This window comes from Legionella navarrensis, assembly GCF_052527415.1.
Map to the genome: position 1 here is coordinate 1 of NZ_JBNVZR010000035.1, position 13,108 is coordinate 13,108.

Genomic DNA, 13,108 nt, shown 5'->3' on the forward strand with positions numbered 1-13,108 from the left:
CCTTTGCCCACCCTACCCCTGTATTTAATCTTGACAAGACACTGGCTGGTCATGGATGCAAGGCAAGATCATGAATGAATTTATTCAATACAAAAGAGTCAATCGTCCGTCAGGGTTGACTGGCAGATAAGAGATTGGGTGTTTTTTTGTGAATTATTTGAAATTAAGGATTTGTAACATTTGAGACGCTAATACACGTTGCTGGGAATAATTTAAGATAGATTTGCTGCTATTCAAAAAGGATTGTTGGGCTTTGCTAAGCCAAACCCAACATATAACGATAATGCTTTTATGAGAGTTACATTGCACGCAATGCAACCAAAAAGAATTTAGACAACTTCAACTTCTTCAGCTTGTGGTCCTTTTTGACCTTGGCTTGCTTTGAACATAACGCTTGCGCCTTCAGCCAGCGTTTTGAAACCGCCACCTTGAATTGCACTGAAGTGAACAAAGTAATCTTTGCCACTGCTTTCGATAAAGCCAAAACCTTTACCTTCGTTAAACCATTTGACTGTACCGCGAATTTTATCTGACATTTTGTTTCCTATATTTTACTGTTTTCGATTTAGCTTATAGCTGTACTAATAAAATTTATATTTTAGTAGCACTTAATTGTATGTCAGCCAGCCTGAAAAAGCAATTGTTTATTTCACATTTCTCAGTTTTCAGGCCATAATTTTCCTGCGTCAGGGGCGGTCGTCGATTTCCTTGCGCTGTGATGGCAGAAAATCCTTTTTATCGAGCCCCATGACCACAGCCAGCGCTCCGGCTACATAAATAGACGAATAGGTTCCGATAACGATCCCGATAATCAAGGCCAGGGAAAATCCACGTATGGTTTCACCGCCATAGATGAACAGCGCCACAACCACAAAAAGCGTCAGCAGCGAGGTCATGATGGTTCGTGAAAGCGTCTGGTTAATGGAAATATTCATGATTTCCAGCGGCGTTGAGCGACGGATTTTAATGAAATTCTCCCTCACCCTGTCGAAAACCACGATTGTATCATTAAGAGAGTAGCCAATAACCGCCAGTAGACCAGCCAGGGCTTTCAAATCAAACTCAAGACCAAACATGGCAAACACACCGAGAATGAGAACCGGATCGTGAACCAGAGCCACGGCCGAGCTGACAGCCAGACGGTATTCAAAGCGCATGGCGATGTAAATCATCGTCGCCAGCAGGGACACAAGGATAGCCAGCGCACCTTTGGTGGCCAGCTCCTCACCTACCTGTGGTCCCACAAAGTCTACACGCTGCTTCACCCCGCCAGGCATCTGCTCCATTACCTTGTTTACCATCAGGTTTTGTTCCATATCCTCGCGGGGAGCAATACTGATGAGTACGTCACGCGATGTTCCGTAACTGATAACCTGAGCTTCCTTGAAACCCGCCTGGTAGAGGTTTTCCCGAATCAGGGGCAGATCAGCCGCCTGAGGGAAACTGACCTCGATTTGCGTACCGCCGGTAAAATCGAGGCCCCATTTCAGGCCATTGACCAACAGGGCGCCGATGGACACGATGAAAACGAGTGCGGAGAAAAAAGCAGTCCATTTTCTCGCCCCCATGAAGTCCACATTTGAATTTGGATTAAAAAATTCCATCTAAGCCTCGCCTCAAATACCAATAGATAATTTAGTAACGTTACGTCCACCGTATAACCAGTTCACAATGGCGCGCGTGTAGGTAACGCTGGTCAGCATGGACGTCATAAGACCCAGCGATAAAATTACGGCGAAGCCGCGTATGGGTCCGGTACCAATGGCGAACAGAACAATACCCACAATCAGGGTAGTGACGTTCGCATCTATAATGGTCGCAAATGCTCTGTCATAACCGGCATGAATGGCAGCCTGTGGCGACATGCCACTGCGCAGCTCCTCCCGGATCCGCTCGTAAATCAGGACGTTGGCATCTACCGCCATACCAACCGTCAGCACGAAGGCCGCGATACCTGGCAGGGTCAGCGTTACACCAATCAGCGACAGCAAGGCGCTGAGCAGGATCAGGTTAAGGAACAGAGCAATATTGGCCACCAGACCAAAGAGTCGATAGTAAGCCAGCATCAGCACAAGAATAAGCCCCATGCCCACCGCCAGAGAGACCATGCCGCGCTTGATATTTTCCTTACCGAGCGACGGACCAACGGTGCGCTCCTCAACAGGATAAATGACCGCAGGCAAGGCACCGGCACGCAGCAGCAGCGCCAGGTTACTGGCTTCCTTACTGTCGGCCAGGCCGGTAATCTGGAAATTATTACCCAGGGCATTTTGAATCACAGGCGCTGAAATCACCCGCTCTTCGCGACGTGTGACTCGCTTGCTGACATTATTGACCGTTTCAATTGAAGATTTGCTTTCAACAAATACAATGGCCATACGCTTACCAATGTTGTCACGTGTGACCTTGGTAAACAGCGCTTCGCCCCCGCCCCCCAGTTGAATGGAGACCGCAGGTGTTGCTGTCTGCTGATCGAAACTGGACACGGCACTGGTAATGGAGTCACCATTGAGAACCACCTGACGCTTCAGCAGAATGGGATGGCCGTCCATGGTGTACAGCTTACTGTTAACCGGCACGGCACCGGTCTGCTTGGCTATCTGAGCATCGTTTTCCTGATCAACCAGATAGAACTGCAGCGTAGCGGTTCCACCGAGAATCTGCTGCGCGCGGGCGGCGTCCTGAATGCCGGGCAAATCAACGGCCACCCGGGTAGCACCCTGCTGCTGTACGACCGCTTCTGCCACGCCCAGCTCATTAACACGGTTACGCAGAATACTCATGGTCTGCTCAATGGTATTCTGACGAATGGTGTTCAGCTCGTTTGAGGACAAGGCAATGGTCACGGTGCTGTTCTCTTTTGATTTGGTGTAAACCAGATCAGGGAAGCTTTCCTTCATTTTATCCAGAGCCGTGTCCATGATATCGCTGGTACGGAAACGGATGGTGATGCCTTTGTCAGCCAGAAAACGAATACCTGCGTAACGTATACCGTTTTCACGCAGATCCTGACCGATGTTTTTCATCATGCCTTCATATCGTCTGGCAACTACGCTGTCCACATCGACTTCAAGCAGCAGATGCACGCCACCACGCAGGTCAAGACCCTGCTTCATGGGCTCAGCGCCTATACGGCTCAGCCAGGCTGGAGTAGAAGGCGCGAAGTTAAGCGCGACCGTGAAGTCTTTGCCCAGAGCGTTCTTGATAGCGTCCTGTGCCAGCAACTGCGTATCGGTCGATGTGAATCGAACCTCAAGATTATCACCGCTGGCGCTCATCGAGGCATAGCTTAGTCCGGCCTCCCTGAGAACGTCTTCGACCTGCTGTTTTAACTGTCCGGAATCCATTGATGACTGGGAAGAAATCTGCACGGCAGGATCTTCACTGTATAAATTGGGCACCGCATAAATGAACCCAATCACCACAACGATGATCAGGGCAAGATTTTTCCAAAGTGGGTATTTATTCTGCATAATCCTTGTCCCAGCGCTAAAACCTTAAAGGGATTTAATGGTGCCTTTGGGCAATACGGCGCTTACAGCGCTGCGCTGCATGCTGATATCAACTCCCTCAGCCAGGTTTACTTTGATGAATTGCTCATTCAAATCAACCACCTTTCCCACGATACCAGACGAGGTAACTACTTCATCGCCTTTTTTGAGATTACTGATCAGTAAACGATGTTCTTTGGCTCGTTTATTCTGTGGCCGTATCAACATGAAATAAAACAAAACAAAAATGGCCACAATCATAACCAATGAAAACGTGCCATCTGCCTGACCGGCAGGCACCGTGGCAGCAGCCATGGCATCACTCACGAAAAAACCCATGTTAACTCTCCTCAGAAACGTGTTTTATACTGCCTGCAGGCAGCATATCACCTGACACCGTATCGCATCAGAGCGATGTCCTGGCCCCGCGTAGCGCGTCGGCATGACAGGACAGCGAGACATCATATCGGGATTTACTCCCTGCGTAAATGAAGCTGGGGCTAATTTTTCATGCCGGGGGAAGGGTTCAGTCTCTGTTGTACAAAACTGGCGTTATGCTGCACGATAAATCGTTGAGCAAGCAAGGGGGTATGCTGTAAAAGATGGTGAAGATAGGCACGAGTAAACTGTTGTTTACAGGTTGGGCACGTGCAATCGCGGTCAAGCAGCTGGAATGCCTGCTCCATGGCCGGATCCAGTACGGAAAAGGTTCCGTCCTGACTGTAGACAAGACCGGCTGCGCCAGCGCGGGCCGGAGAGTCTGATTCAAGAAAGGTATGCGGCCTCAGTGCCATAGGGTCTGTGATGTCTGCCTGAATGTAAACGGCCTTGTCTTCTGTATCGATTTTATCCTGGATAAGCGCGGCATCGGGCCAGACTCTGGCCGCAAAACCAGCGGCGGCATCTTCTTCTCCCGCTGACAGACTGTCGCTGGCATGCCAGTAAGGTACGATTGAAGCAGGCAGATTTTTCCATACGGTCTGATTCCAGGCCGCACTGCCCTCAGGCAAAATGATGCGGTCTGGTTTTAATTGCACGATGAGCTGGAACAGGGCTGGAATATCCAGACGGATCCACGCGCCATCATAAACCGAACGAAAGCGAAACACACCTTCGCGATTGGGCTTTAGCTGACTCGCGTTGAGGATAATCAAGCCAGGCCAGGGTGCGTAACGGCGAATACCGTCCAGCCCGGCCAGCATCTCCTGGCCGGGTTTCATCAGCAAATCTTCCAGTCGGTAAGAAACGGCGCGAACACCGGCCTCTTCCCAGTTGGCCATGCTCAGGCAACTGCCCTCCTGGCTGGAGAGGATGGGAACAAAACCGTATACCGTGTTTTCCGATGACATGCTGACAACTCCTTATAATAACAGACTGGCGTCGCCGTAACTGAAAAAGCGGTAACGCTGCGCGATGGCTTCCTGGTAGAGGGCCATGGCCTGCGGATGACCAATAAAGGCAGATACCAGCATCAACAGGGTCGATTCGGGTAAATGAAAATTGGTTATCAGGCCGTCGCAGAGTTTAAATTGATAACCGGGATAAATAAAGATGTTGGTATCACCACGGCAGGGTTTTAATTCACCCAGAGCGGCGGCACTTTCGAGGCTGCGCATAGCCGTTGTGCCAACCGCTATGACACGTCGTTTTTCAGCCCTGGCCCGCTGCACTGCCTCGCAGAGCTCTTCGCTGATAGTGTACTGCTCGGAGTGCATCACGTGATCTGTCACGCGTTCCGTGCGCACGGGGCGAAAGGTTCCTGCCCCGACATGCAGGGTTGTGTATGCCAGTTGCACGCCGTTGTCCTCTAATTGATTGAGGATCTCATCATCAAAATGCAGACCGGCAGTGGGAGCGGCGACGGAGCCCTTGTGCCTGGCGTAAACCGTTTGATAACGCTCCTGGTCCATCTGTTCGTCCTGCCTGTCAATATAGGGTGGCAGTGGGATATGGCCAACGTCAGCCAGCAGACTGTCAACGTCAGCGTCGGTCTGGCAATGGTACAAATCATCTATTTTGCTGACAATCCGTACCTGCCAGCCTTTCTCAAGAAAGATCAGTGAATTGGCACGCGGCGTTTTGCTGGCTTTGATATGCGCCAGAAAGGAGCGATCATCGAGAAGACGCTCAATCAGAAACTCTACCCGCCCCCCGCTCTGCTTGGTGCCATAAAAACGGGCAGGGATTACGCGGCTGTTGTTCATGACCAGCAAATCTCCGGGCTGCAGCAATCCGGGTAAATCGCGGAACTGCCGGTGCGTTGAGGTTCCGCTGCGTCGATCGTAACAGAGAAGACGCGAGTCGCTGCGCTTCTCCAGTGGGTATTGTGCGATTAGATCGGGGGGAAGATCGAAGTAAAAGTCTTGCTTGTTCATTGTTAAAACAACCTAAAATCTGGGCATTATATCATAAGGAAAATAAAATCAGGTGTATTTTTCCAAACCATATCCCGGTACAAATCGGTGAAACCGTACCCTGGTATCGTAACCCGGATTAGCGAAGCGTAATCCGGGAGCCAGACTCAACCTGCACCATCCGGATTACGCTAAGGCCTGGGGAAAGTCCTTAGGTTGATCCCCACTCTTGTGCTAGCATATCGGCCATATTAAACCGTCGTGCAGGCATCATGATTTCTCTTCGCAACATTACCCTCTCGCGTGGCAACAAGGTATTGCTGGAAAACGCATCGCTTACTTTGTATGAAAAACAGAAAACAGGTCTGGTTGGTCATAATGGCTGTGGTAAATCGAGTCTGTTCAGTCTGCTCCTGGGGCAGCTGACGGCCGATACAGGCGAATGCCAGATTAATCCGCAGCTGACCATCAGTCACTTATCGCAGCAACTGCCAGACAGCGATGAGGCGGCTCTGGATTTTGTGCTGGCCGGTGACGAGGACTACACTCACCTTCAGGAACGATTGCGCGAAGCCGAGCGTCTGGGCAATGATGCCGACGTGCTGGCCTGTCACGAACAGTTAACCCAGACCGCCGGGTACAGTAAACCAGCCAAAGCAGCTGCCATCATGGACGGCCTCGGGTTTAAGGCCGCGCAGCAGAACAATCCGGTAAACAGTTTTTCCGGCGGCTGGCGCATGCGCCTCAGTCTGGCGCGCTGCCTGATGAGTCCGGCCGACCTGCTTCTGCTGGACGAACCGACCAACCATCTGGACATGGAAGCGATTTTCTGGCTGGAACGCTGGTTAAAACAAAGCCCGGCGAGCATCCTGCTGATCTCGCATGACCGGGAGTTTCTCGATGCCTTTGTCACCCATATTCTGCATATCGAGCAAAAAAACGCGAGTGTTTACACTGGCAACTACAGCCGTTTTGAACAGACGCGTGCGCAGCAACTGGCTTTGCAGCAGGCGACCTATGAAAAACAGCAACAGAAAATTTCGCATTTGATGTCTTTTGTGACGCGTTTTAAGGCCAAGGCCTCAAAAGCGAGGCAGGCACAAAGCCGTTTAAAGCAGCTGGCGAATATGGATGTGCTGGCACAGGCACAGGTTGACTCCCCCTTCTCCTTTGAATTTTTCCCCTGCTCGCGCGTAGCCAGCCCTTTAATTCGCTGCGACAGGCTGTTCTGTGGATACGACAACGACAAACCGATATTAAAAAGGATGAACCTGATTCTTGGCCCCGGCGATCGCATCGCCCTGCTTGGTCCTAATGGTGAGGGAAAATCCACGCTGATAAAAACCCTGACTGGCAACCTGAAACCTCTGTCTGGTCATCTGCATCGCGCTACCAACCTGAAAATTGGTTATTACGCTCAGCATCAACTGGAAGAACTGGACATTAGACTCAGTCCCCTGCAAACCATCCAGGCGCTCTCTCCCGATGCACGTGAGCAAAGCATTCGTGATTTTCTCGGCGGCTTTAATTTTATTGGCGACATGGCCATGCAGGGCATCGCTCATTTTTCCGGCGGTGAAAAAGCACGTCTGGCTCTGGCCAGGCTGGTATGGCAGAAACCCAACCTGTTACTGTTGGACGAGCCCACTAACCACCTCGATCTGGATATGCGCGGTGCCATCGAGCTGGCCCTGCAAAGCTACGAAGGCGCTCTGATTTTAATCTCGCACGACCGTCATCTGCTGCGCGGAGCCGTGGATGATTTTTATCTGGTCTATCAACAGCAGGTACAGGAGTTTAAAGGCGATCTGGATGATTATTACACCTGGCTGATGAATAAGGACAGTGGCGGCAAGGCCACTCAGCAAAGTAGCCAGGCTCCCCGGCGGGAACGCAAAACCCTGCAGAATCGACTGAAAAAGCTGGAACAGCTGCTGGAAGAAGGGCATGAAAAAAAACAGCAGCTGGAAACCGCTCTGGCCGAGCCGTCGCTCTACGAAGCAGGACAGCAACAGGCTCTGCAGCAATTGGTAAGCGAGCAGAAAACCATTCAGGAGTCGCTGCAACAGCTTGAGGAAGAGTGGATGGAAATCGTTGAGGCTCTGGAGGACAGTGAACAGGATGCCTGAACTCCAGCTTTAAAAATACAGAACAGGCTCTGTGCCAGACAAAATTTATTTCCCGGATTACGCTGGCGCTAATCCGGGCTACGTGTCCGTTATGGCACTCATTTAGCGTTTTTTTGCTCCATATACAACAGAAAATAACAACCGTAATTTATACGGATCCAAATTTTTCAATATGCACTTATAATGGGCACCATTGCCTTGTCAACATTCAAACCCTGGGTAGGGTGGGCAAAGGAGCATAGCGACGTGCCCACCATGCTTGTGCGCTGAGCCAGTGTCTGGTGGGCACGTCGCTGTCGCTTCTTTGCCCACCCTACCCCAGGCTTCAATGTGGATAGAACACTAAGACTCTATACATCACAATTATTCAATTTCAGTCAAAAATGAAATAAAAATTCCCATCGGAGCATAAATGAAACGTCAAAAAGCAAAAAAACTGAGACTCTCTCCTCAAGAATCAACGTTCAGTCTGGAACAGGCACCTGACTCATCGAGTGCGGCCAGTCAATCCAGCACCGCAGAAACATCAGAACCAGGCTCATCTGCTGCCGCTTCATCTTCTGATTTACCAAAAGCTGTAAAGCCCTATCAGATTGCCAGACTTACAGAAACAATCAACAAAATGCTTGCCAAAAGGGTTTATGATCCATCCCAGTCAAAACGTTTAACCGATTTCGGAAAAAATTCGTCTGCCTATGAATCGTCCGCAAGAAAAAACATCGAACAACACGCACAGCTTGTTAAACTGCTGTTGAGCAGTCCCCGCGGCCTTGCGATTTTAATTCAACTGGTCGAAAATGGATTTACAGTTTTTTATCCAGACACAGACCACTCGATAGTACATAACTACATAAAGCAGGCAACTGACCTGCCACCAGAAGATATTGGTGAATTCTTCACTTATCTTCAACAAAACCCAGAGATGACATCGGGGCTGATTAAAACAGCTACCGGTGACGTCGATTTTAAAGAAAAAAGAAACACAGCTGTTTATTTTCATGCAGGCTTTATACTGGCAATACTGGAAAAAAACATATTTAGAAGTGCTGCGATGGCCTATATGATACGTAACAGACAGTACACTATCTTTAAGATTCTTATCCAAACAGAGCAATTTATCAGTGCCGATCAAAATTTTCAGTTATTTCTGGCTGGGGGCACTTATTCGCCCAAGATTTCCTTAAAAATTCTGCCAGAATTTACCAGAACTGATCCCGCTTTACTTCAAAAAAAGTATATGGTCTGGCTGGATAAATGCGGAACTATAGTTAAAGAAAATGCCAGCTTATATGAGATTATTGCAATCAGGGCGGCAAAAGATTTACTCCTGGCGGATTTTCAAATGTCCAAAGACGAGCTCTTTGCGTCTATAGAGGAACATTATAACGTTGCATGTCCTCCAGGCAGTGTTATTGATGTTTTACTCAGTCAGACCATTAAAGAATTTGCGAAGCATACCTGTCTCAAATTATCAGGTTCAATGGCAGCACATTTATTAAAATCAGGCTTTTATTCTACTCTTATCGAATCGGCTAAAGAGCTGAAACTCTGTTTTGATATAGTAAATTATCCAGATCAACCTGAATCTGGAGAACTTAAATACAAAGCAGACTCCTATCATTTATTCGCGAGTAATGTCAGATACGCACAGCCAGGCAGGTTTACGCAGGCTATCGTGCAAATAGAGCAGATTTTTGGATCAAAAAAACTGTTTGAGCCGTTTTTAAAGGAGCTGGAACAAAATCTGGCATCAAGATTGCCCTGCAAAGTACCTGTTGATTACCATTGTACTTACGGAACAATCCAGTTATTTAACGTCAATGCTCCTGGAATTAATGGATTTAACTGGTGGCTCAACTTACCTAATCATCAAAAGAAAATGTTTCAGGCCATGCATTTATTGCTGCTGGATCTTGAAAATATTGATGGCTACAACCTCCCTGAACCCGATGGAAGCGAAGGTGTTCCGCGTTTTCATGGTTTCATACCCAAGGAAGAAGCAAATACAACGATTACGGCAGGCTTTAAATTATTCAAAGAAGACTCCCGCGCCCTGGAATCAGCTCTGCATGGAATTGAAAGTCACCGAATTCAATTCGCAGCCCTGCGGTACTTTATTCGCACAGGACAAATCACACTTCCTCCTGGTGCAGCCATACACGATTTACTTACCTTTATAGTTGACAATAATCTCTGGGGCTCTTTATTTGATGGTTTTGGTACCAATTTTAATTCCCCTCATTATCTGATGAGTTATTTACGTAATGCCGATGATCTACCCGCATTGCAACAATATGCTCACTTCAACTTGTTCAGCGTAATGAAAAAAACCATGGACCTGCATGGTATTGATTATAATGAAGGATATGAACAACTGCTCATGTTACAACTTTGTGCCGGTTCTGATTTTAAAAGCCATCTGTCTAGTGAACCCTTTCTAAACTGGTTTAAAACAAGTGGACATACAGGAACTCCGGCTCCTCATCAGAGTACTTCAGGATGGTACTGTATTTTCAGAAAAAACAGGAAACAAGCACCATCAGCCCCCTCCTCTTCTACCTGTGATACGGCAGTCCCGTCTACGTCACCAGCATCCTCGTCGCTGGTATCTTTCTTTGCTCAGAAAAAAATCCCTGTAGAACAAGGCGCAGACTGTCATTTGAGGCTGCCTGCGCCGTAGGCTGGACCTTGGCCCAACAATGGATCTGGTGAGATATTCTTTGTTGGGCCAAGGCTAAGCCTACTGCTTTATGCACATTGTTAAATCCTTCGGCGCTCTAGACAACAAAGCCCAAATCTAGCTATAATTTAGCCAGTAAATCGATTTATTGCGCATTTTGATATCATTGGAGCATATTAAATGGCTAAAGTAAAAGTTAGAATCCTCCGGGAAGGCTTAAACGACGAACTGACACGCTATCTTGCGCTCTTCAATGATAACGACGAAATCGATCTGGGGACAAACAGGACGCTGCAGGCAAACTGGAATAGACTGCTTCTGTTACCGGATGTACCTGAATTAAACAATAACAGCAAAAATATTCGTGGCCGCTTCCTGAGCTGGCTGTCTCATGTGCCGTTCAACGCAGACAAAGCCAAAAGTCTGCTGTCCATCCTGAAGACATTGGACAGCTTTAAGCTCGACAGCACACGATACAACATTGTGGTTAATGCCCTGCCAGATTTTGATACTGCTGGAACAGAGGCACTGAATGACTGCATCATGCTGATGCACGCTCACAAAATACCGCTGAGCAAACACAATAATCTGAGCAATCTGATGTCCAAATCACCCGCTCAGCTCGATCTCATTGCCAGTATTTTGACTGAACTTTCTAAGCTTAAACTGACTAACGAACACTTTAGTACCCTTATAAACAGCATTCCACTTCTTGCTAAGCCTCTCGATGAGAATGAACATGGTGCTCTTATTGACTGTCTGAAACAAATGCATGAAAGCAACATTTCACTGACCGCGGGTGATAATTTTCAAAAAGTCATGGATAAACCTCTGTTGTATGGACCTCTGCTCAAGGCCATGGAGCCACTGACCAGACAGCGCTTCGAGATGGTTAAACAGCTGGATACAGGTATAGTCCTGGCCGTAAAAGGCGAATTTCTGGCTGACATTATCCCTTCCCTGAATAAGCACGCTTTGCCTCTGAGCAGTAATTTGCCTCGGGTAAATGAATTGACTGGCCTTGGAATCAGCAAGCTGTCTGGCCTGCTGAACTCCGTTGATGTGGGTTATATTAATCAAAGCCGCTTCGACGCCCTGTGCGCAAATGCCGAGTCTCTGGTCATGGAAGACGAAGACGATAACAGTAAGGTTGATGCCCTGGTCCGCTATATCACCAGCATGGCCAGAACCGGACTGCCCCTTACCGCGGAGCTGGGAAACATGATGGGCAGACCAGCTAAAGAAATTCAAGGCATCAGTGACCTTGTGGACGCTTTTAATAACCGCGCCAATCGCTTTTTTAACAAGAGCAGTCTGACGGCCATTAAATACGATCTGATATGCGAACGGGCAGCTACTCATCTGGTCGATGTGAACATCAGGAATGTCATTCTGTCTAATATCAAACGAGTCAACAAAGCTGGAGCGCTGAGTGATTTTCAATTGATAAGTCTTATTGAAAATAATCCTGTCGAAACAAATGATCTGCTCATGTTTTTAAAAAACAGCCATGAGAATGATACAAAACAGCTGAGTAAGGCCCGGATTAAGGTGGTTACGGATTTTGCTGAATATTTGAATGCAGACAAAATGTCGGCTCTCAAAAACTGCATCGGCCTGCTTGAGAAGAACAATATTCCACTCACGAAACATGATCATCTGGCCAGATTGATGCGACTTGATAAGGCCCACCTTGAACAGGTCGACTGTATTCTCAAATCCATGAATACAGTTAGCCCGCAACGACTGGCGATTGTTCTGGATAATCTCAGTTCACCTTTGCTGGACAACGTTGCACAACTCGGTAAAACCATTAAGGTATTGGAACAGAAACACATTCCTCTCAGTAAACATGATTGCCTGAGAACATTGATGAGTATGGACTCTGACTCATTAGAAAAATTTAACAGTTTACTTGACACCCTGGGTGACGTTTTTGCACCTGAAGCAGCGTATGAGGCCATCATTAAAAAGCTGCCTTATTTAAAAAGCAACCCGGAAAAAATGCCCGCACTTGAACAGGTTATTTATAGCATGAACGCGAAGAACATTCCCTTTACAGGTAATTTTCTTGAGAGGCTGTCTGGTAAAAAAGACAGCATTAGTCAATTGGCCAAGCTGTCGGAAGGCAGTTTAAACAAATTAAGCGAGCCGATTCCTTCAACATTTAAAGCCGATATCCGTAGTCTACGGAAAGAAGACAGACAAATAAGGAAAGAAACAGGAGGGTCGTCAGTTTTTCCGGCGAGATCAATTCATACCGATGACGATTATGACGATGATGACGACCGAGAATCCCAGACAAGACCGGGCTGATAATCGATCCACATGATACATTCCGTGAAACGCATCCGGCTCCGTGCCACGGCTTCGATTTATTCTCTGGCACGAAACAGGCTCCCTTCGCCCTGGTTAAGGGAGAAGGGTTGGGGATGAGGGTCATTTCATCAGATA

General features: G+C 47.9%; 9 protein-coding genes. 3 read left to right on the forward strand and 6 right to left on the reverse strand.

Features of this window, described 5'->3' with window-relative positions:
• Positions 1-329 precede the first annotated feature (329 nt).
• From ACQUTA_RS12795 to queA, 6 genes are all read right to left on the reverse strand, one after another.
• Positions 330-536, reverse strand: coding sequence for a cold-shock protein (locus ACQUTA_RS12795; protein ID WP_444988656.1), 207 nt, complete (start codon positions 534-536; stop codon positions 330-332).
• 150 nt (positions 537-686) lie between these two features.
• On the reverse strand, positions 687-1,604 hold the full coding sequence (secF, locus tag ACQUTA_RS12800; protein WP_444988657.1) for a protein translocase subunit SecF: 918 nt from the start codon (positions 1,602-1,604) through the stop codon (positions 687-689).
• 12 nt (positions 1,605-1,616) lie between these two features.
• On the reverse strand, positions 1,617-3,473 hold the full coding sequence (gene secD, locus ACQUTA_RS12805; RefSeq protein ID WP_444988658.1) for a protein translocase subunit SecD: 1,857 nt from the start codon (positions 3,471-3,473) through the stop codon (positions 1,617-1,619).
• A gap of 24 nt (positions 3,474-3,497) precedes the next feature.
• Positions 3,498-3,830, reverse strand: a complete 333-nt coding sequence (yajC, locus tag ACQUTA_RS12810; RefSeq protein WP_444988659.1) for a preprotein translocase subunit YajC — start codon at positions 3,828-3,830, stop codon at positions 3,498-3,500.
• A 161-nt stretch (positions 3,831-3,991) separates the two neighbouring features.
• Positions 3,992-4,840 (reverse strand): queuine tRNA-ribosyltransferase, encoded by an 849-nt coding sequence (locus ACQUTA_RS12815; protein WP_444988660.1) that lies wholly within the window; start codon positions 4,838-4,840, stop codon positions 3,992-3,994.
• Positions 4,841-4,852: 12 nt separating this feature from the next.
• The gene (queA, locus tag ACQUTA_RS12820; protein ID WP_444988661.1) at positions 4,853-5,866 is read right to left on the reverse strand and encodes a tRNA preQ1(34) S-adenosylmethionine ribosyltransferase-isomerase QueA; all 1,014 of its coding nucleotides are present in this window, start codon (positions 5,864-5,866) and stop codon (positions 4,853-4,855) included.
• Between the two features lie 251 nt (positions 5,867-6,117).
• Here queA and ACQUTA_RS12825 point away from each other — a divergent pair, with 251 nt between their 5' ends.
• From ACQUTA_RS12825 to ACQUTA_RS12835, 3 genes are all read left to right on the forward strand, one after another.
• Positions 6,118-7,974, forward strand: a complete 1,857-nt coding sequence (locus ACQUTA_RS12825) for an ABC-F family ATP-binding cassette domain-containing protein (protein ID WP_444988662.1) — start codon at positions 6,118-6,120, stop codon at positions 7,972-7,974.
• A 412-nt stretch (positions 7,975-8,386) separates the two neighbouring features.
• A complete protein-coding gene (locus tag ACQUTA_RS12830; protein WP_444988663.1) occupies positions 8,387-10,654 on the forward strand; it encodes a hypothetical protein in 2,268 nt (755 codons plus the stop codon).
• Positions 10,655-10,834: 180 nt separating this feature from the next.
• Positions 10,835-12,970 (forward strand): hypothetical protein, encoded by a 2,136-nt coding sequence (locus tag ACQUTA_RS12835; protein WP_444988664.1) that lies wholly within the window; start codon positions 10,835-10,837, stop codon positions 12,968-12,970.
• The last annotated feature ends 138 nt before the right edge of the window (positions 12,971-13,108 follow it).

Excerpts from the sequence above, each read along its gene's own strand:
- ACQUTA_RS12795 (WP_444988656.1), bottom strand. The coding sequence starts at position 536 with ATGTCAGATAAAATTCGCGGTACAGTCAAATGGTTTAACGAAGGTAAA.
- secF (WP_444988657.1), bottom strand. The coding sequence starts at position 1,604 with ATGGAATTTTTTAATCCAAATTCAAATGTGGACTTCATGGGGGCGAGA.
- secD (WP_444988658.1), bottom strand. The coding sequence starts at position 3,473 with ATGCAGAATAAATACCCACTTTGGAAAAATCTTGCCCTGATCATCGTT.
- yajC (WP_444988659.1), bottom strand. The coding sequence starts at position 3,830 with ATGGGTTTTTTCGTGAGTGATGCCATGGCTGCTGCCACGGTGCCTGCC.
- ACQUTA_RS12815 (WP_444988660.1), bottom strand. The coding sequence starts at position 4,840 with ATGTCATCGGAAAACACGGTATACGGTTTTGTTCCCATCCTCTCCAGC.
- queA (WP_444988661.1), bottom strand. The coding sequence starts at position 5,866 with ATGAACAAGCAAGACTTTTACTTCGATCTTCCCCCCGATCTAATCGCA.
- ACQUTA_RS12825 (WP_444988662.1), top strand. The coding sequence starts at position 6,118 with ATGATTTCTCTTCGCAACATTACCCTCTCGCGTGGCAACAAGGTATTG.
- ACQUTA_RS12830 (WP_444988663.1), top strand. The coding sequence starts at position 8,387 with ATGAAACGTCAAAAAGCAAAAAAACTGAGACTCTCTCCTCAAGAATCA.
- ACQUTA_RS12835 (WP_444988664.1), top strand. The coding sequence starts at position 10,835 with ATGGCTAAAGTAAAAGTTAGAATCCTCCGGGAAGGCTTAAACGACGAA.